The 18,678-nt window shown below is 68.4% G+C and carries 21 protein-coding genes, 1 tRNA gene and 1 pseudogene; 9 read left to right on the top strand and 14 right to left on the bottom strand.

The genetic code is table 11. The annotated features are described in order from the left end of the window. Positions 1–68 precede the first annotated feature (68 nt). Entirely contained in the window at positions 69–707 is a 639-nt protein-coding gene (locus FHR19_RS16215) for a fasciclin domain-containing protein (RefSeq protein WP_221228593.1), read from the top strand. A gap of 54 nt (positions 708–761) precedes the next feature. Here the strand turns inward: FHR19_RS16215 and FHR19_RS16210 are convergent, their stop codons facing one another. Genes FHR19_RS16210 through pgsA form a run of 3 tightly spaced genes read right to left on the bottom strand, consistent with a single transcriptional unit; the run spans position 762 to position 2,007 of the window. After that, a complete protein-coding gene (locus FHR19_RS16210; protein WP_184030641.1) occupies positions 762–1,199 on the bottom strand; it encodes a molybdenum cofactor biosynthesis protein MoaE in 438 nt (145 codons plus the stop codon). Next, the gene (gene moaD, locus FHR19_RS16205; protein ID WP_184030639.1) at positions 1,196–1,453 is read right to left on the bottom strand and encodes a molybdopterin converting factor subunit 1; all 258 of its coding nucleotides are present in this window, start codon (positions 1,451–1,453) and stop codon (positions 1,196–1,198) included. The genes FHR19_RS16210 and moaD overlap by 4 nt, the downstream gene beginning before the upstream one ends. Beyond that, entirely contained in the window at positions 1,453–2,007 is a 555-nt protein-coding gene (gene pgsA / locus FHR19_RS16200; RefSeq protein ID WP_184030637.1) for a CDP-diacylglycerol--glycerol-3-phosphate 3-phosphatidyltransferase, read from the bottom strand. Before pgsA ends, moaD begins: the two co-directional genes overlap by 1 nt. A 137-nt stretch (positions 2,008–2,144) precedes the next feature. On the opposite strand from pgsA, the gene FHR19_RS16195 reads away from it, so the two are divergent. Then, positions 2,145–3,434: an MFS transporter gene (locus FHR19_RS16195; RefSeq protein ID WP_184030635.1), complete on the top strand. Its 1,290-nt coding sequence runs from the start codon at positions 2,145–2,147 to the stop codon at positions 3,432–3,434. 98 nt (positions 3,435–3,532) lie between these two features. On the opposite strand, the gene FHR19_RS16190 is transcribed toward FHR19_RS16195, so the two are convergent. Both FHR19_RS16190 and FHR19_RS16185 read right to left on the bottom strand, forming a co-directional pair. Next, positions 3,533–3,697 (bottom strand): hypothetical protein, encoded by a 165-nt coding sequence (locus tag FHR19_RS16190; protein ID WP_184030633.1) that lies wholly within the window; start codon positions 3,695–3,697, stop codon positions 3,533–3,535. An 83-nt stretch (positions 3,698–3,780) separates the two neighbouring features. Next, positions 3,781–7,104, bottom strand: a complete 3,324-nt coding sequence (locus FHR19_RS16185) for an amidohydrolase family protein (RefSeq protein ID WP_184030631.1) — start codon at positions 7,102–7,104, stop codon at positions 3,781–3,783. A gap of 29 nt (positions 7,105–7,133) precedes the next feature. On the opposite strand from FHR19_RS16185, the gene FHR19_RS16180 reads away from it, so the two are divergent. Next, on the top strand, positions 7,134–7,589 hold the full coding sequence (locus FHR19_RS16180) for a DUF1810 domain-containing protein (protein ID WP_343053305.1): 456 nt from the start codon (positions 7,134–7,136) through the stop codon (positions 7,587–7,589). A 98-nt stretch (positions 7,590–7,687) separates the two neighbouring features. On the opposite strand, the gene FHR19_RS16175 is transcribed toward FHR19_RS16180, so the two are convergent. Beyond that, a tRNA-Gly gene (locus FHR19_RS16175) sits at positions 7,688–7,762 on the bottom strand. Positions 7,763–7,936: 174 nt separating this feature from the next. On the opposite strand from FHR19_RS16175, the gene FHR19_RS16170 reads away from it, so the two are divergent. The 3 genes from FHR19_RS16170 to FHR19_RS16160 are packed head-to-tail and all read left to right on the top strand — an operon-like array spanning position 7,937 to position 9,623. Next, entirely contained in the window at positions 7,937–8,848 is a 912-nt protein-coding gene (locus FHR19_RS16170) for a tetratricopeptide repeat protein (RefSeq protein ID WP_184030629.1), read from the top strand. Then, positions 8,845–9,453, top strand: coding sequence for an LON peptidase substrate-binding domain-containing protein (locus FHR19_RS16165; protein ID WP_184030626.1), 609 nt, complete (start codon positions 8,845–8,847; stop codon positions 9,451–9,453). Before FHR19_RS16170 ends, FHR19_RS16165 begins: the two co-directional genes overlap by 4 nt. Then, on the top strand, positions 9,450–9,623 hold the full coding sequence (locus FHR19_RS16160) for a Trm112 family protein (protein ID WP_184030623.1): 174 nt from the start codon (positions 9,450–9,452) through the stop codon (positions 9,621–9,623). Before FHR19_RS16165 ends, FHR19_RS16160 begins: the two co-directional genes overlap by 4 nt. Before the next feature lie 109 nt (positions 9,624–9,732). Here the strand turns inward: FHR19_RS16160 and FHR19_RS16155 are convergent, their stop codons facing one another. The 3 genes from FHR19_RS16155 to FHR19_RS16145 form a co-directional block, all read right to left on the bottom strand. After that, entirely contained in the window at positions 9,733–10,521 is a 789-nt protein-coding gene (locus FHR19_RS16155) for a Coq4 family protein (RefSeq protein ID WP_343053303.1), read from the bottom strand. Between the two features lie 383 nt (positions 10,522–10,904). Continuing rightward, positions 10,905–12,032 (bottom strand): DNA polymerase III subunit beta, encoded by a 1,128-nt coding sequence (gene dnaN, locus FHR19_RS16150; RefSeq protein WP_184030620.1) that lies wholly within the window; start codon positions 12,030–12,032, stop codon positions 10,905–10,907. Between the two features lie 161 nt (positions 12,033–12,193). Further along, a complete protein-coding gene (locus FHR19_RS16145) occupies positions 12,194–12,853 on the bottom strand; it encodes an outer membrane protein (protein ID WP_184030618.1) in 660 nt (219 codons plus the stop codon). Between the two features lie 178 nt (positions 12,854–13,031). Here FHR19_RS16145 and FHR19_RS16140 point away from each other — a divergent pair, with 178 nt between their 5' ends. Next, a complete protein-coding gene (locus FHR19_RS16140) occupies positions 13,032–13,481 on the top strand; it encodes a hypothetical protein (protein ID WP_184030615.1) in 450 nt (149 codons plus the stop codon). Between the two features lie 4 nt (positions 13,482–13,485). On the opposite strand, the gene FHR19_RS16135 is transcribed toward FHR19_RS16140, so the two are convergent. From FHR19_RS16135 to hemC, 3 genes are read right to left on the bottom strand one after another with little or no spacing between them, the layout of a single operon-like run. Then, complete coding sequence (locus FHR19_RS16135; RefSeq protein ID WP_184030612.1) at positions 13,486–14,373, bottom strand: hypothetical protein; 888 nt, start codon at positions 14,371–14,373, stop codon at positions 13,486–13,488. Further along, a complete protein-coding gene (locus tag FHR19_RS16130; RefSeq protein ID WP_184030609.1) occupies positions 14,370–15,053 on the bottom strand; it encodes a uroporphyrinogen-III synthase in 684 nt (227 codons plus the stop codon). The genes FHR19_RS16135 and FHR19_RS16130 overlap by 4 nt, the downstream gene beginning before the upstream one ends. After that, complete coding sequence (gene hemC, locus FHR19_RS16125) at positions 15,041–15,964, bottom strand: hydroxymethylbilane synthase (protein WP_184030606.1); 924 nt, start codon at positions 15,962–15,964, stop codon at positions 15,041–15,043. The genes FHR19_RS16130 and hemC overlap by 13 nt, the downstream gene beginning before the upstream one ends. A gap of 37 nt (positions 15,965–16,001) precedes the next feature. On the opposite strand from hemC, the gene tsaD reads away from it, so the two are divergent. After that, the gene (tsaD, locus tag FHR19_RS16120) at positions 16,002–17,036 is read left to right on the top strand and encodes a tRNA (adenosine(37)-N6)-threonylcarbamoyltransferase complex transferase subunit TsaD (RefSeq protein ID WP_184030603.1); all 1,035 of its coding nucleotides are present in this window, start codon (positions 16,002–16,004) and stop codon (positions 17,034–17,036) included. Then, entirely contained in the window at positions 17,033–18,007 is a 975-nt protein-coding gene (locus FHR19_RS16115) for an NAD(P)H-dependent glycerol-3-phosphate dehydrogenase (RefSeq protein WP_184030600.1), read from the top strand. Before tsaD ends, FHR19_RS16115 begins: the two co-directional genes overlap by 4 nt. A gap of 97 nt (positions 18,008–18,104) precedes the next feature. Here the strand turns inward: FHR19_RS16115 and FHR19_RS16110 are convergent, their stop codons facing one another. Continuing rightward, positions 18,105–18,263, bottom strand: a complete 159-nt coding sequence (locus FHR19_RS16110) for a DUF1674 domain-containing protein (protein ID WP_184030597.1) — start codon at positions 18,261–18,263, stop codon at positions 18,105–18,107. A gap of 63 nt (positions 18,264–18,326) precedes the next feature. Then, positions 18,327–18,605 (bottom strand): annotated as a pseudogene (locus tag FHR19_RS16105) (thymidylate synthase); the annotation flags it as partial. Positions 18,606–18,678: the final 73 nt, after the last annotated feature.

Raw genomic sequence — 18,678 nt, 5'->3', positions numbered from 1 at the left:
GTGTCGCTCCCCCCCTCCCCCGCCGCGGCGCGCACCCCGTTTCACGTTCCAGTCGATGGAGACGCCCGATGAACCGCTTTTCGATGATCGCCCTGGCCGGCCTCGCCGCCACCTCGACCCTCGCGATGGCCCAGACCACGCCGGGCAGGACGCCGATGCCGACCACGACTCAGGCGCAGCCGATGGCCGGCGAGGCTACCACCACGACGGCGGCCACCCCCGCGGCCGCCACCGGCACGATCGCCGACGCCGCGATGGCCAACCCCAAGCTGTCGACGCTGGTCAGCGCGGTGAAGGCCGCCGACCTCGCCACCACGCTGTCGGGCCCCGGCCCCTTCACCGTCTTCGCGCCCGAGAACGAGGCGTTCACGCGGCTCGCCCCCGGTACGCTCGACACGCTCTTGAAGCCCGAGAACAAGCCGACGCTGACCAAGGTGCTGACCTATCACGTCGTGCCGGGCAAGGTGACGCTCGAGCAGCTTCGCGCGCAGATGAAGGCCGGCGGCGGCAAGGCCACGCTGACCACGGTCGAGGGCAGCCCGCTGACCGTCACCGAGGAAGGCGCGGCGATCGCGTTGGTCGATGCCAGCGGCAACAAGAGCTATGTCGCGCAGCCCGACGTGATGGCCTCGAACGGTGTCGTCCACGTCGTCAACGGCGTCGTGGTGCCGAAACTGGCGCCGGCGACGTCGACCTCGGGCTCGTAAGCCTCCGGTCCCGACCCGAACGAAGGGGCGCCGCAGCGATGCGGCGCCCTTTTGCTATGCCCAGTCGGTGGCCCGTTGCGCATCCGCCGCACGCACCTCCACCCAGCGCGTGCCCTCGGGCGTGACCTCCCGCTTCCAGAACGGCGCATCGGTCTTCAGCCGGTCGATGCAATAGGCACAGGCGTCGAGCGCGGCCTGTCGATGCGCGGCGGCGGTCGCGACAAGGACGATGCGCTCGCCCGGCCCCATCGGGCCGACGCGGTGGACGATCGTCACCGCCGCCAGCGACCAGCGCGCGGCGGCGGTCCTCGCCACCGCCTCCAGCGCGGCTTCGGTCATGCCGGGATAATGCTCGAGCTCGAGCGTGCTCACTCCATCGTCGGCGCGCACGCGGCCGATGAAGCTGGCGATCCCGCCCGCCCCCTCGACCTCGACCCGCGCCACTTCGGTGGCAACGTCGATCGGATCGGGGGTGACGAGAATGCGGATCATCCGCCCGTCACCGGCGGGAAGATCGCGATCTCCCGCGCGCCCGCGATGGCTGCATCGAGCGGAACGAACGCCTGGTCAACGGCGGCACGCAGCCGCTCGCGATTCTCGAAGGCCGCGGCATGGGTGTCGCTCGATGCAGCGAGCCAGTCGATCAGCGCGCCCACCGTCTCCACCTCCGCCGGCGGATCGACACGCTCATGCCCGGTGCCGATCACTTCGCGGACCCAGGCGAAATAGAGCATCTCGATCGCCATCAGCTATCCATGTGCCGTAGGCCGACGCGGAGGTAATCCCATCCCGTCACCAGCGTCAGCACCGCCGCGCCCCAGAGGCTGGCGAGCCCAACGACCCGGACGAAGCCATAATCGGGCACTGCGCCCGCCAGGATCAGCGCGCCCAGGGCGACCAGTTGCAGCGTCGTCTTCCATTTGGCCAGCCGCGACACGGGGACCGATACGCGCAGGCTGCCGAGGAACTCGCGCAGTCCCGACACCATGATCTCGCGCAGCAGGATGACGAGCCCGGCGATCAGGTGCACCCCGCCGATGTCGCGCGTCGAGGCGAGCATCAGGATGACCGCCGCCACCATGATCTTGTCGGCGATGGGATCGAGAAAGATGCCGAGCTTCGACACCGTCCCCTGCGACCGCGCCAGATAGCCGTCGAGATAGTCGGTGAACCCGACGATGCAGTAGAGGACGAAGGCGATGGCGTAACCGGCCGCCCATTGCGGCCACCAGAGCAGGCCGACGAGCAGCGGCACCGCGAAGATCCGTGACAGGGTCAGGATGTTGGGCAGCGTCAGCATCGACGCCCCCTAACACCCGATTGCCCGCCGCGCCACGCTTCCCATGCGTACCAGCGAGCGGGTTGAGCGCCCCTCCCCTAGCGGCTACACCCACCGCTTCCTGTCGCCACGCGTCCCAACAAGGCCGGTTGCCCCGCATGATCAACGCGCTCGGACTGCTCAAGGAGCGCCGGTTCCTCCCCCTGTTCGTGACGCAGTTCCTCGGCGCCTATAACGACAACCTGTTCAAGACCGCGATGGTGCTGTTCGCGACGTACCAGATCTTCAAGGACCCGGCGACCGAATCGAACTTCAATGCGCTGGCCACCGGCCTGTCGCTGATCCCGTTCTTCCTCCTGTCCGCACTGTCAGGCCAGCTTGCCGACAGTTATGACAAGGCGCGGATCATACGGCTCGTGAAGCTGGCCGAGATCGGCATCATGATCTTCGGCGCCGCCGGCCTCATCATCGCCAAGCACGGCTATGTGACGCCCGGCATCGCGATGATGCTCGGCGCGGTGCTGATGCTCGGCGTCCACTCGACGTTCTTCGGCCCAATCAAATACGCGATCCTGCCGCAGCATCTGGACGAGGATCAGGTGCTGGGCGGCACCGGGCTGGTCGAGGCGGGGACGTACCTCTCGATCCTGCTCGGCACCGTGACCGCCGGATGGATCGGGGTGGAGGCAGCGGCGGTCACGGTGATCCTCGTCGCCTGCGTCGGCCTCCTGGCCGGACGACAGGTGCCGCCGGCACCGCGTGCAGGCGCGATGCTGAAGATCAACTGGAACCCCTTCACCGCCTCCTACGCGCTCATTCGCCAGACGATGCACATCCGGCGCCTGTTCCTCGCCATCTGCGCAATCAGTTTCTTCTGGACGATCGGCGCCGTACTGATCGTCATCTTCCCGCCCCTCGCCAAGAACGTGCTGACTGCCGACGAGAAGGTGGCGAGCCTGATGATCGCGATCTTCTCGATCGGGGTGGCGATCGGGTCGGTCATCATCAATTCGATGCTCAAGTCGGAGATCTCGGCGAAATATTCGCCCATTTCGGTGATCGGCATGGCGTTGTTCGTTGTCGCCTTCTCGATCGAATCGCGGCTGTGGATCGCGGCGCCGCCGGGGCAGCTCTACAATGTGTGGGATTTCGTCAGCCATCCACAGTCGCTGCTGGTGCTCGGCACGCTGATGGCGATCGCGACGACGGGTGGCATGTTCGTCGTGCCGCTCTATGCGTTCCTGACGACCACGGTGACCAAGGACCAGACCGCGCGCACGGTGGCGGCGAACAACGTCGTCAATGCAGGAGCCATGGTGATCGGCGCGGCCGCGGTCATCGCGATCACCGCGCTGGGCGTCGGGCCCGCCGACATGCTGCTGGTGGTGGCGGGCATGTGCCTAGTGTCGGCCTGGATCGCCCGGCAGCTACACCTCGCCTGCGATTGAACCCACCCCACTGCTTCATCCCAGCGAAAGCTGGGATCGCCCGGTGACGGTGCACTGCAAGTGCCGCAAGCGGCCCCGGCCTTCGCCGGGGCGACGGCCTAGAGCAGAAACGTGTAGAAGCAGACGAAGAACGCCGTGAAGCTCAGGATGAACAGCTTCACGTCGCTGTCCTCCGCGCGTTTCGCATTGGCGGCGCGGTCGGTGCGCGTCAGCTTGAGCTGACGGCGGAGCGGGTGGCTGGCGGGAACGGCACGGGATCGCATGACAGCGTTAACGCGCCGTTTACGATTTGGCTCAAGCCCGATTGCGGGGGCGCCCGTCCCCTAGCGGGACGGACGCCGCCCCATCACTCCCACCAATAGGGCAGGCGCTTGCCCGTCCCGGTCTCGACCTCGTTCATCGTCCGAGCGTCATAGAGGCGCCCGCCGAGCATCACCCGCGCCACCTTGTCCGAATTGCGGATATCCTGCGTCGGATCGGCATCGAGCACCACCAGGTCGGCGAGCTTGCCCGCCTCAAGGCTGCCGATATCGCGTGCCATGCCGAGCGAGCGGGCGGACTCGATCGTTCCCGCCGCCAGCGCCTCGACAGGGGTCATGCCGCCGCGCACGAACGACCAGAGTTCCCAGTGCGAGCCGATACCCGCCTGCTGCCCATGCGCGCCGATCGACACGTGGCGCCCGGCTTTGGCGATCCGCCGTGCCTCGCGCGCATTGTCGTCGTCGACGAAGTTGCTCTCGGGCGCCTTCACCACCCGCGCGGTCGATGCGAGCAGCTCGTCGCGCGGCGTGTGGATCAAGAGCGGGTTGTCGTAGACGTTGGTCGCCTGTCGCCAATAGGGCTCGCCCGCCAGCCCGCCATAGCTGACGATCAGCGTCGGCGTGTAGTTGGTGTCCGACTGGCCGAACATCTGGACGACGTCGTCGTAAAACTTTTCGAGCGGGATGTTGTGCTCGAGCGTCGAGTTGCCGTCGGCGATCAGGTTCATGTCCATGCCGAACAGCGACCCGCCCTCGGCCACCACCTGCATCCCCTCGGCCCGCGCGGCGGCGACCACCATCTGGCGCTGTTCACGGCGCGGCTGGTTGTAGTTCTTCACCGAATGCGCGCCCTGCGCCTTCAGCCGGCGGACATGGTCGAGCGCGTCCTGATAGCCGTCGATCCGCGCATACACGTCGGCCGCGCGCGCGCCGTAGATGATCTCGCCGGTCGAATAGATACGCGGGCCGGTGAGCAGCCCGGCGCGCTGCATTTCGCTCGCGACGAAGATCTCGCTCGCGGTCGAGGACGGATCGTGGATCGTCGTCGTGCCGAGCGCGAGGTTCTGAAGGAGCGACCAGTTCTGCTGCGGCACCACCTCGTCATCGCCCTCCGGCCCGTGCGCGTGCGCGTCGATGAGGCCGGGGATGATCGTCTTGCCCGCAACGTCGATCGTCTTCGCACCGGTCGGCACGGGCGTCGAAGCGCGCGGCCCGACCGCCACGATCCGATCACCGCGGATGACGACCACGCCGTCGTCGACGATCCCGCCCTCGGCATTCGCCATCGTGACCAGCCGCGCGCCGGTAAGCGCGACCGTCGCGGTCGGCTTCGCCGCCTCGACCGGCATCGACAGGTCGAGGCCGCTGGCCGGCGGCACGAACTTTGCCGCATTCTCGCTCGCGGGGGCGGTGGGGAACAGCCGCGATCGCTCGGCGGTATACAGCGTCGGGCCCGTCGACCAGTGGATACGGTCGCCCTTTGCCGACCAGTTCACATAGGTCGCGCCGTTGGCGCTGACGCGGGTTACCGGCAGCGCCTTCGAGTCGGGATCGATTTCCAGCGCCTGGTTGCCGGGGACGAGCGGCACGACGAACGCCTCGTAATTCTGCACGAACGCCGCCGTCCGGCCATCGGGCGAGACCGAGAAGTTGGTCGCGAGCTCGCCGACGAAATGCGTCTGCTTCGCCCCGCCATTGAGGTCGGTCGAGACGAGCACCTGCTTGCCCTCGTCCTCGCCCACCATGAACAGGCGGTCGCTGGCCGCGCCGAACTGCGGCAGCGCCATGTCCTTGGCGACCAGCACCGGCGCGCCGCTGCTCACGGCCACGCGGTAGACGCCGGTGTCGAGCGCATAGCCGGGCAGCGTCACACTGCGATTGCCCTTGCCCTCGAACACGATCGTCTTGCCATCGGGCGAGAAGCGCGGGCGCGCGTAATGGCCGGGCCGCGTCGTGATCGCCTTGGCCGCGCCGCCCGTAGCGGGCACAGTCATCAGCCGGCCCGCACCGGCATCGGTCCATTCGATATAGGCGATGGTGAGGCCATCGGGCGACCAGGTCGGGAACAGCTCGCGCCCGTCGCCCGAACGCGTCAGCCGCTTCGCCGCGCCGCCCGCCATCGGCTTGAGGTAGAGCTTGCCCAGGCTTTCGAACACCACGCGCCCGCCATCGGGGGAGACGGCGGCGAAGCGTGGCATCTTCGTCGTGAAGCGTTCCTCGCCCACCGCGATCTGAGGGTGCGGGGCCTGCGTCACCGTGCGCGTGTCGGTGACGCGGAACGGGATCTGCCGCGCCTGTCCGGTCGCCACGTCGATGCGGTTGAGCTTGCCGCCCGCCCAGACGACGATCTCCTTGTCGCCGGGCATCCAGGCCATGTTCGGATAGACGCCGGTGACCGCCCAGGTTTCCTGCACGTCCTGATCGAGCGTGTCATAGAGTTTGCGCTCCGCCCCGCTCTCCAGATCGCGGACGTAGAGCTTCGAGCGTGTCGCCTCACGCCGGACGAAGGCGATCTTCTTGCCGTCGTGCGAGGGCTGCGGGCGGACCGAGCCGCCATTGCCGGTAACGACCGCGCTCGTCTCGCCGGTCGCCAGATCGACCTTTTCGATATGGAACAGGTCGGTGTTCGAGTTCTGCGCGTATTCGAAGATCGGCCCCGGCGTCACGTTGCGCGTGAAATAGACGCTCTTGCCGTCGGGTGCGAAAACCGGCTCCCCCAGTTCCTTCTGGTGCCGCTCGTTCGGCCGCTTGACCAGCCGCACGCCTGCCCCGCCGGAGACGTGGTACATCCACACCTCTCCGGTGCCGAGGCTGCGGCCGGTCGTGAAGTGTTTCTTGGCGACGATATACTGCCCGTCCGGCGACCAGCTCGGCTGGTTGAGCAGGCGGAAATCCTCCTTCGTCACCTGCCTTTTGTCGCTGCCGTCGGCGTTCATGATCCAGATATTGTCGCCGCCGCCCCGGTCGGAGGTGAAGGCGATGCGGCGCCCGTCGGGCGAGAAGCGCGGCTGCACTTCCCACGCCAGCCCCTCGGCGATGCGGCGCGGCGTGCCGCCCGCGATGGGCATGGTGTAGATGTCGCCCAGCAGCGTGAACGCGATCGTGCCACCATCGGGGCTGACGTCGACGTCCATCCAGCTCCCCTCGTCAGTGTCGATCTTCACCTGGCGAAGCTGCGCGCCCTGCGGCGCATTCACATCCCACTTCGCCTTCTTGTCGGCGGGCGCGGGGGGCGCCTGTACGCTCGCGGGGTTGGGGGCGGCTTGCGGCGCGGCGGCGGGCTGCGGCAAGCGGGCGACATTCTCGGGCGCTTCGGTCGCCTCGACCGGGGGCTGGGTCTGCGGCGTCTGGGCTTGCGCGGTCCCGAGCGAAAGGCTGAGCGCGAGCAGCGAAACGGCGGTGCGCGGCATGATGGTCTCCCCGACTGGATCGTTATTTGGTGCCGGGCGTAACCATCGGGGTGGCCAAGGGCAATGCCGTGACCGAAGGCTATGATCTCGAACGCTTCGTGACCGCGCAGGCGGGCGTCTATCCCGCCGCGCTGGCGGAGCTTCGCGCGGGCGAGAAGCGCAGCCACTGGATGTGGTTCGTGTTTCCGCAGATCGCCGGGCTGGGGCGAAGCGCGATGGCGGCGGCCTATGCGATCGGGTCGATCGAGGAGGCGCGAGCGTATCTTGCGCACCCGGTGTTGGGACCGCGCTATCTCGAATGTGTCGAGGCGCTGTTGATGCATCGCGGGCGTTCGGCCGAGGCGATCATGGGCACCGTCGATGCGATGAAGCTGCGGTCCTCGCTGACGCTGTTCGCGGCGGCGGGCGGTGGGGCGCTGGTGGAGGACGCGTTGGGGACGTTCTTCGGCGGGGCGGATGCGGCGACGTTGGAACGGCTCGGGTAGCGCCGCGGCGAATCCACGTCGTCGGTCGGTGGCTCTGCCACCGCCGGCCGGTTCACTGCAATCTTGCTGATTAGCGCTGCTAATCAGCAGCAGCGAACTGGAGCGGGCGAAGGGATTCGAACCCTCGACCCCAACCTTGGCAAGGTTGTGCTCTACCCCTGAGCTACGCCCGCTCTGGCGTTCATCGACCGGCGTGCCGTGTCGAGGCGGGGCCACTAGCACCGGGTTTTCGGGCCTGCAACCCCTTTTTCTCGCCCATTTGCGCGTGACGAAGTGAGGGGTTGGCCTTGCCCGGCGAAAGGCCCACATGAGGGCGACGTTCCGTTTCTCCATATAGGGGTGCCCTCTTGGCCACGCTGGGTCTTTCCGCCGCCGACAAGGAAGCCGTCGAGGCGTTCCGCCGCGACATCGTCGAACCGTCGATGACCGAGCTGGTGATCGTCTATTTCACCGCCGAATGGTGCGGCCCGTGCAAGGCGCTGGGCCCGGTGATCGAAAAGGTCGCGGGCGAGTATGCGTCGAAGGGCGTCCGCCTCGCCAAGCTCGACGTCGACAAGAGCCAGTTCATCGCCGCGCAGTTCCAGGTGCGGTCGGTCCCGACCGTCTATGCGATGTTTCAGGGCCAGCTCGTCGCCGACCTCGGCCAGGCACGGACCGAATCGGCGCTGAAGGCCAATCTCGACCAGATCCTGCGCCAGCTGCCCGTGGGCGGCGCCGACAGCCAAGCCGAAGCCGAACTCGAACCGCTGATCGAAATGGCCGAGGGCGTGCTGGCCGACGGCGATGCCGAGCGCGCGCTGTCGGTCTACGACCAGCTTGCCGAAATGGCGCCCGAGCATCCTGCCGTCGCGGGAGGGCGTGCGCGTGCGCTGATCGCACTTGGCCGGGTGGACGAGGCCGAGGGCGCACTCGCGGCGTTGCCAGAGGAAGCGGCCAAGGCGCCCGAAGTCGCACGCGCGCAGGCGGCGCTCGCGCTGGCGCGGGAGGCAGCGCCGGTCGACGACCTCGCCGGCCTCAAGGCGCAGGTGGCGGCCAATCCCGGTGATCCGGCGCTCGCATACGAACTGGCCGGCGGGCTAATGGCGTCCGGCGAACGCGATGCCGCCGTCGACCTGCTCCTGAAAATGATCCAGGCCGATCGCGACTGGAACGAGGGCGCGGCGCGTCAGCGACTGCTCAAGCTGTTCGAAGTCGTCGGGCTTGAGGACCCGTGGGTGTCGCAGCAGCGCCGCCGCCTGTCGGCGATCCTGTTCGGATGAGCGCGACGCGCCTCTCGGTCTTTCCCCTGGGGGGCGCCATCCTGTTTCCCGGGATGCACCTGCCGCTGCACATCTTCGAGCCGCGGTATCGCGCGATGGTCAGCGACGCGCTTGCCCGCGACCGCCGCATCGGCATGGTCCAGCCGCGCGGCCCCGGCGACCCGCCGCCCCTGTTCGAGACGGGCTGCGTCGGCCGGATCGTCGATGTTGAGGCGCATGACGACGGCCGCTTCGACATCGTGCTCGAGGGCGTCGCGCTGTTCCGCATCGTCCGCGAGCTTGAGGTGACGACGCTGTTCCGACAGGTCGAGGCCGAGCTGTTGCCCCGGACCGAGGACGAGACGTTGAGCCTCGGCATGCGGGCGTCGATCGAGATGGAATCGCGCCGCTTCGCCGAGGTGCATGGCTATGCCGTCGACTGGGAAGCGGTGACGCGGCTCGACGACGAGAGCCTGGTCAACGGGATCGCCCAGATCGCGCCGTTCGACGTGGCGTCGAAGCAGGCGCTGCTCGAGACCGAAAGCCTCGACGATCGTGCCGAACTCCTCGTCCAGCTCATCCAGTTCTTCGGCCGCCATGGCCAGGACGACGCGACGCTGCAATGACGCCGCCGATCGACCCGTGGCTACTCGAGCGCTTGGTGTGCCCAGCGACGCGCACGCCGCTCAGGCAAGAGGGCGACCGGCTGGTGTCGGACGAGGGCGGCCTCGCCTATCCGATTCGCGGCGGCGTACCGGTGCTGCTGGTCGAGGAAGCGGTCGAGGTTACGAAGTAAAAAAGCGGGATCCCGGATCAAGTCCGGGATGAAGAGATTTTGTTCGCAACCGATATCGCCAAACAATTCGTCACTCCGGACTTGATCCGGGGTCCTACTGCCTTCGTTCCTAGATTCCGCTCAGGCCCTTCGCCCTCAGCGACACCTGCGCGCGGTGATACGCCACCGGCTCGGCGATCCGCAGCCGCCGCCGTGCCGCCTCCAGCGGCTCGGCGAGCAGCGCCTCGTAATCCTCGCCGTGCAGCCATGCCGCGCGCTTGCCATGGGCGTAGCCTTCCCACACCGCCTTCGCGAACAGCGTGTCGCCGGTGATCTTCAGGCTCTTGAGCGCCGCGGCCACGCCGATCGCCGCCCAGCCCAATCCTTTCGTCTGCGCATAGCTGAACGCGACGAGGCATGCCTCGCCCAGCGGCTCCTCCGCGGTATAGCCGGTGAGCACGTGCCAGATGTCGTGCACGTCGCGTTCGCGGCGACCGAACCAAGCATAGGGATGATCGCTGCCGCGAAACTCGGCATTTTCGGCATAGCTGATCTCGGCCAGCCCCTGTGCCGAAAAACCCGTGCGGTCGAGAAAGTCGCGATATGCTGCGCCCACCGATCCGGCGGGAAGTGTATCGACCCAGGCTCGGTCACTGAATCGCTCGGCGAGTTCGACATGCGCAAAGGCGATGCGCCCGCCCTCCGCTGTGCGCAGGAGGCGGATATAATTCTTGTGGCTGGTATCGGCGTTGAGCGAGCGCATGATGCGAAACACCTGACCGGTGTCATCGGCGTTCTGCAGCAGCTTGCGGACCGCGACGAAGGCGCCGCGCCAGTCGCGCTTCAGCGGTCGACCGGAGTTGAAATCGCTGTCGCGGTTATCGGCATCAATGCCGATCGTATCGGGAAGAGTGGCCACCGCTCGCTCCTTACTGACAATCCTGTCAATATCGCGTCGGCGACATCGAGGCAAGTCGTCAGAAGACGAGCAGCGCGACCGTGAGCCAGAACACCGCCAGAAACACCGCGATCGAAGAATAGACGGCCATGTTCGAAACGTTGCCGGCGTCCGAGCGGCTGGATGCCATCGCTTCGTCAAAGGGCTGCGACCGATTCATATCGTACCTCTCCGATCCCAGTTATAGTTTTACCGGGCTAGCGAAGAGTGAATGCGCAACGTGACGATTTAGATGCGATCTGAGCCAAAGGAGGTAGTTGATTTTGCTGCATCTTGCAGCGCAGCAAGACTAGCCGGCGAGAGCCGCGACCAGCGCGCGACTCGCCGGCCGGCACTGCATCACCTCAGACGCGCATCGGCATCAGCACATATAGGGCGGGGCTTTTGTCGTTCTCGCGGATCAGCGTCGGTGCGGCAGCATCGGCCAGATGAACCTCGACGCTGTCTCCCTCGATCTGGTGGAGAATGTCGAGCAGGTAGCGGCTGTTGAAGCCGATCTCGAGCGGCAGGGCGGCATAGTCGCCGGGCACTTCCTCGGCCGCGGTGCCGTTCTCCGGGCTCGTGACCGACAGCGTGATCTTGTCGCGATCGACCGCCATCTTCACCGCACGCGTCTTTTCGGTGGCGATCGTCGACACGCGGTCGACGCCCTCCATGAAGCTCTTGGGGTCGAGCTTGAGCAGCTTGTCGTTCGCGGTCGGGATGACGCGCGAATAATCGGGGAAGGTGCCGTCGATCAGCTTGGAGGTCAGGATCGCCTGGCCCAGGTCGAAGCGGATCTTCGATGGGCTGAGCGACACGCCGACCGATCCGTCGATTTCGTCCAAGAGCTTGCGCAACTCGCCCACGCACTTTCGCGGCACGATCACATCGGGCATCGCCTCGGCCCCCTCGGGCCTTGCCACAGTGACGCGGGCAAGGCGATGGCCGTCGGTGGCCGCGGCCTTCAGCACAGCCTGTCCGCCCGCCGGGCCGCCGTCGTCGGCGACGTGGAGGAAGATACCGTTGAGGTAGTAGCGCGTCTCTTCGGTCGAGATCGCGAAGCGCGTCTTGTCGATGATCGCCTTCAGCGTCTCGGCCGGCAGCTCGAACTGCGTCGGCAGCTCGCCTTCGGCGATCACCGGAAAATCGTCCCGCGGCAGCGTCGCCAGCTGGAAGCGCGCGCGGCCCGCCACGATCGTCAGCCGGCCCTCGGCAGCCGAAAGCTCGACCTGCGCGCCCTCGGGCAGTTTGCGGGCGATGTCGAACAGCGTGTGCGCCGACACCGTGGTCGCGCCCGCCTGATCCACCGCGGCGGCAATCGTCTCGTCGATCTGGAGGTCGAGGTCGGTCGCCATCAGGCGGATCGTCCCCTGCGGCTGCGCGTCGATCAGCACGTTCGACAGGATGGGGATGGTGTTCCGCCGCTCGACCACCGACTGGACGTGGCTCAGCGCCCGGAGCAGGGTCGCGCGTTCGATCGTCGCCTTCATCTCAATCCCCCGGGGCCGCGCCCCAACAACGTCACGCCTCCCGCACCGGGAGCGGCCTCAGCCGCTTATGTCTAGCGCGAAAAAGGGCCGGAGCAAGCGCCCCGGCCCTTCGATCGACTAGGTCGCGGGGGTTAACGCCCCGCTAACGAACCCGGCCTTGTTCAGAAGCGCAGACCGACGCCCGCAACCACCTGATGGCGGTCGGTGTCGACGTCGAAACGGCCCGTCGTCGCGCCGTTCGGATATTCGAGGCGTGCGCGCTCGTAGTTCGAGTAGCGATACTCGACCTTGGCAAAGGTGTTGGTGCCGATCGCGCGCTCGACACCTGCGCCGATGCGCCAGCCATCAAGGTTGAAGTTGGTGTCGAGATCGGTCGTCCCGTCGCTCGCCAGCACGTTCAGGCGCGTGTTGGTGTAACCGCCCTTGGCATAGACGAGCGTCGACGGATCGACGAGCGCACCGACGCGCGCACCGACATAGATGTCGCGCCCGGTCGACACTTCGCCGAAGCCGAAGGTGTTGGGATTGACGCGGTTCGTCTCAACCTTGCCGGTCGAATCGGTCAGCTCCGCCTCGACGCCGACAAGCGCGCCGCCGAATGCGAAGTCGTAGCCGATCTCGCCGCCATAGAGGAAGCCGTTGACCGTCTGGTCGTCACCCTCAACGTCGCTGTCCTCGCTCGAGCCGGGACGGATGCCGTCATAGCCGCCCAGCACCGCGATGCGCGGGCCGGTGAACGCGGGGTTCACCTGGTCCTGCGCGAAGGCGGGGGCGGCAAAGGCGGTGGAAGCGACGAGGGCCGCGGCGATTGCATAACGCATGAGAAACTCCTTACCTGAACACGCGTCCGGTTCGCTCGCGGCGTCCCGGACGGTGGGCTCAAATGGGCGTGATGCGTCGGCGTTGCATGAACCTCAGATAAACAGGAATTTTCGTGGTATCTCAGCAACAGGGGGTTGAAGCCGACGCGCCCCGTTCCAACGCCGCAATCGGAAGCGCATGAGCCTTTTTATCGCCCTTTTGCTGCCCGCCGCGCCGCAATCCCTTGGCATCTATGACGCGTGGGGCGCGTTCGCCGATCGGGGGCCGCGGCGCTGCTATGCGATGAGCGCGCCGGTGCAGAAAGGACGCACCGCATTCGTCGCGGTCGGCGTCTGGCCGGCATCCAGCGCGCGACCGCAGCTGCACGTCCGCTTCAGCCGGCCGCGCAGCGACAGCGCCCGCGTCACGCTGACGATCGGCGAGCGGCGCTTTCGCCTGACTGCGGGGCCGCGCGACGGCTGGGCACCCGATGCCGAGACAGACCGGGCGATTGTGGCAGCAATGCGAGGCGCGCGCAGCCTGAGCGTCGAGAGCGTGGGCACGGATCGCCGGCCGTTCGCCGATGTCTACCGCCTGTCGGGCGCGGCGACCGCGATCGACGCGGCGCGCGTCGCCTGCGCGACGTAGCGACTCAGCGCGCCGCCGGCACCGTCGGCGCAGGTGACTTGGGTGCGGGCGCTGCCTCGGGCGGCAGTGGCGGCGGCGCGGGCTGCGCCAGTGCCGCCGCTTCGATGATGTCGAGCGCGCGCCGCGCGCGGACATAGCGACGGGCGGCGTCGAGCCAGCCCTGCGCACCCTGTGCACCGGGCATCCGCGCGACTTCGGCCATCGCCGCCTCGACATTGCCCGCATCGACCAGGCGGCGCGCGCGCGTCAGCCGGTCGGCGGGCCGCGCACTGGGGCTCGTTTCCTCGCGCAGCACGATCAGCCCGGCCAGCTCACGGCGAAGCGCCGGCCACCAGCCGTCGCGCGTCCCGCTCAAAAGCGTCGGCGCCATCGAATCGAGCCCGAGCCGCAAATCCTCCAGCGTCACCGGCGCGGCTGCGGCCTGCGTCACCGCAGTCACCGCATTGGGGCGCAGCGCCCCGAACCGCTCGCGAAGCTGCGTTTCGGCGTAGCCGAGCGGCAGCCCGCGATCGAGCGCGCGGCGCGCGGCAAAGGCGATCAGCATCCCCTCGGCCCGGCCCGCGTAGCCGGAGGCGAGGCGCGAGTCGGTCTCGATCCCGTTCAATTCGGTCTCGAGCGATTCGAGCCGCGCGGCCAGCGCGACCTCCCGACCGTAGAGCGAGGTGAGGTCTGCGCCGGGCTCGACCGCCGGCTGCTGCGGCTGCGTCGTGGTCTTCGGCAGCGAGGCGGCCTGCTGCGCTGTCGGCATCCGCCACTTTTGCCACGCGGGCGCGACCCAGATCACGGCGACGACGATGCCGGCGACCAGCGCCACCAGCATGGCGAGAAACAGGGACAGGCCCCGCCCGCGCCGACGGGGGCGCGCTTCGAACGAAACTTCGTCGGCGATCATGCGGTCTTATCCCCGCCCGCCACGGGACGGTCAATCGAAAGCGCCGCGGCGATCAGCGGGTCGTCGCGCGGCACCGGCGCTAAGACCGCCGCCGCCCACCCCTCACCCGCCGCCGCAAGCGCCGCCGGACTGATCGCGGCGATCGCGATGCCCGCGCGGTCGAGGCCGGCGACATCGACGATCTGTGCCAGTCGCTCGCCCGCCCGCGCCGAATGGACGAGCGCGGTGGCGCCCACCAGCGGCGCAGCATCGACGCCCTCGATCGCCTCGCTCGCATAGACCGCGATGGCACATCCGGCGCCCAGATCGCGATGCTCGCGCCCGGTCAGGTGCAGCGGCGCGAGGCTGCCGATCCGGGCAAGCAGCGGCGGCAGGTCGCCGGCGTCGCCCTCCCCCACCGCCGCCACCGACATGCCGGCGGCCTCGGCGGTGCGCGCGGTCACGGCACCGACCGCGACGACGGGGAGGTGCGCGAACCGTTCAATCTGCGGCCCGGCATGTCGAACGGCATTGGCACTCGTCAGCACCAGCGCGTCGGACCCTGCGGGATCGGGCGCTAGCCAATCAATCGGCCGGACTTCGAACAGCGGCAGCGCAATCGCCTCGCCGCCCGCCGCACGGATCGCGGCACAGGTCTTCGCATTGCCCGGTTCGGGGCGAAGGACGATCAGGCGGCGCACTTGCCGAAACGTGCGCAAACGAGCGGCGGCGCACGGTCGAGCAGGTCGCGCGCCAACGCCTCCGCCAGCGCGACCCCGTCATGGCCTGACAGGCGGCCGGTGACATGCTCGGCCCCGTCCTCGCTCAGCAATTGCGCGGCGAGCGTCATCACGCCCCCCTCGAACCGCGCATGGGCGGCGACGGGCGAGTGACAATCGGCCTGGAGCGCGGCGAGCAGCGCGCGTTCGGCCATCACGCAGGCCCGCGTGGCTTCGTGGTCGATCGCACCGACCAGTGCGATCGAATCGGGATCGTTGGCGCGCACCTCGATCCCGATCGCGCCCTGCGACGGGGCGGGCAGCATCGTTTCGATCGGCACCGCGACGCCCACTTCGCTGCGGCCCAGCCGCTGAAGCCCCGCGGCGGCGAGCAGCGTCGCGTCCGCCTCGCCGGTGGTCAGCTTGGCGATGCGCGTGTCGACATTGCCGCGAAGCGGCACGATGCGCAGGTCGGGGCGCATCCGCCGCATCTGTGCCGCCCGCCGGGGCGAGGACGTGCCGATCGCTGCGCCTTCGGGCAGCGCCTCGATCGACGGCGCGCCGAGCAGCCGCTCACGCACGTCGGCGCGCTCGAGGATCGCGGCGATCGCGATCGCGCCGGGGCGCAACGTCTCGACATCCTTCATCGAATGCACCGCGCAGTCGATGTCCCCCTCGATCAGCGCGCGGTCGAGTTCCTTGGTCCACAGCGCCTTGCCGCCGATCTCGGCCAGCGGACGGTCCTGCACCGCATCGCCGGTCGTGCGGATCGGCACGATTTCATAGGCGGCAGCGTCGTGTCCGTGCGCCGCAGACAGGAGCGAACGCGCCAGATTGGCTTGGGTGAGGGCGAGCGGCGAACCGCGCGTGCCGATGCGGAAGGGTCGGGCCATGGCTTGTGCTAGCCGGGCGCGCGGCTAGATGGAAGCGATGGCGCTGATCCTGGGCATCGAATCGAGCTGCGACGAAACCGCCGCGGCACTTGTCACCAGCGATCGGCAGATCCTTTCGCACAAGCTGGCGGGGCAGGAAGCGGCGCATGCCCCCTATGGCGGCGTCGTGCCGGAAATCGCCGCGCGCGCCCATGCCGATATTCTCGCTCCGCTGATCGAAGGCGCGCTGGCCGAGGCGGGTGTGACGCTGGCCGACGTGGATGCGATCGCCGCGACCGCGGGGCCCGGGCTGATCGGCGGGGTGATGATCGGCCTCGTCACCGGCAAGGCACTGGCCCATGCGGCGGGCAAGCCGCTGATCGCGGTCAATCATCTGGAGGGGCATGCGCTGAGCCCCCGGCTGGCCGAACCCGACCTTGCCTTTCCTTATCTTCTGCTCCTCGTCTCGGGCGGGCATTGCCAACTCTTGCTGGTGCGCGGCGTTGGCGATCACGTTCGCCTCGCCACCACAATCGACGATGCCGCGGGGGAGGCGTTCGACAAGACCGCCAAGCTGCTCGGCCTCGGCTTTCCCGGCGGTCCCGCGGTCGAGCGCGCCGCGGCGCTGGGCGATGCTAGGGCCGTGCCGCTCCCCCGCCCGCTGGTCGGCAGCGCCGAGCCCCATTTCTCCTTCGCCGGCCTCAAAAGCGCGGTCGCCCGCGCCGCGCAATCGGGCGAGCATCGCGCTGAGGATACCGCCGCATCCTTTCAGCAAGCGGTGATCGACTGCCTGATCGACCGCACCCGCCGCGCGATCGGGCAGGCGCCGGGCGCCACCGCGCTCGTCGTTGCGGGCGGGGTCGCGGCGAATCAGGGGGTTCGCACCGCGCTTCAGGCGCTGGCGGCGGGTCACGACCTGCGCTTCGTCGCGCCGCCCTTGTGGCTGTGCACCGACAATGCCGCGATGATTGCCTGGGCTGGGGCCGAGCGCTTTGCCGCGGGCCTGACCGATCCGCTCGACACGCCGGCGCGCGCCCGCTGGCCGCTCGATCCCCATGCGGCGCCGGCGCGCGGGGCGGGAGTGAAGGCATGAAGATCGGCGTCATCGGTGCGGGCGCCTGGGGCACCGCCCTCGCCCAGGTCGCGGCCACCGGCGGCAAGGACGTGACGCTCTGGGCGCGCGAGCCCGAAGTCGTCGCGAGCATCAATGACACCCACGTCAACACGCTGTTCCTGCCCAAGGCGAAGCTGTCGCCCGCCATCCGCGCGACCGGAGATCTTGCCGAACTGGGTGATGCCGAGGCGCTGCTGGTCGTCGTGCCCGCCCAGCATGTCGGCGCGGTCCTGCGCGAGATCGACGTCGCAAGCCGCCCGCTCGTCCTATGCGCCAAGGGGATCGAGGCGGGCACGCGCCGCCTGGTCAGCGAGATCGCGAGCGAAGCGCGCCCCGATTCGCCGCTCGCCGTCCTGTCCGGCCCGACCTTCGCGCACGAAGTCGCAGCGGGCCTGCCCACTGCGGTCACGCTGGCCTGCGCCGATGCGGGCCTTCGCGATGCTTTGGCTGAGCGGCTCGCTTCGCCCAGTCTTCGCCCGTATGCGAGCGACGACGTGGTGGGCGCGGAAATCGGCGGCGCGGTCAAGAACGTGCTCGCCATCGCCTGCGGCGTGGTCGATGGCGCGGGCCTTGGCCAGAACGCCCGCGCCGCGGTGATCGCGCGCGGTTTCGCCGAGATGACGCGCTACGGCATCGCCCGCGGCGCTCGGGTCGAGACGCTCAGCGGCCTGTCGGGCCTCGGCGACCTTGTCCTTACCTGTTCCTCGACCAGCAGCCGCAATTTCTCGCTGGGCGTCGGCATCGGCGAGGGGCGCCCCGCCGCCTCGATGCTCGCCGATCGCCGGACCGTGGCGGAGGGCGCGTTTACCGCACCCGTCCTGCGCGAGGACGCCCGCGCGCGCGGCGTCGACATGCCGGTGACTGAAGCAGTATGCGCGCTGCTGGAGGGCGCGGATGTGGGCGCGATCACCCAGGCGCTGCTGGCACGGCCGCTGCGGCCCGAAGCTTGAACGACAAGCCGTCATCCCAGCGGAGGCTGGGACCCCGGCCGTTTGAGCGCTCCCATACGAAGCGATCCCAGCCTTCGCTAGGATGACGGGCGAGGCTTTAAAAGTCTATCGCGATCCCCTTCAGCTCCCAGTCGCCGTATCGCACGGGATCGCGGCCGTCGGGATCGGGCTTGCGCTCCGCCGGCTCGGGCTTGGGCACGGGCGGGCTCTTCGAGAGATAGGCGGGCGGTTTGACGTGCGGCGGGCGCTGGCCCATCGGCTTGCTCCTTGATGTCCAGGTCCGATGTGGCGGTGACGCCCCCGGCTTCAACCCCGGCCTTCAGACCGCAACGGGCGCCGCGATATGCGGATGCGGGTCGTAGCCCTCGACCTCGAAATCCTCGATCGCGTAATCGAAGATCGAGATGGGCCGGCGCGTGATCCTGAGCCGCGGCTCCGATCGCGGTTCGCGCGCCAGCGTCGCCTCGACCAGATGCGCGTGGTTGAGATAGATGTGCGCGTCGCCCGCGCTCCAGACGAGCTCGCGGGGTTCGAGATCGCATTGTTGCGCCAGCATCCGAAGCAGCATCGATGCCGAAAACGCGTTGAACGCTTTTCCGGTGTGCGATGAATCAGCATCAATCGCTACAGTAACCACACTTATCGCTGCTTACCCTAATGCGCCATACACC

The sequence above is a fragment of the Sphingomonas yantingensis genome (genome assembly GCF_014199325.1).
GTDB classification, from domain to species: Bacteria; Pseudomonadota; Alphaproteobacteria; order Sphingomonadales; family Sphingomonadaceae; genus Sphingomonas; species Sphingomonas yantingensis.
This window is presented reverse-complemented; position numbering and strand designations above follow the sequence as displayed.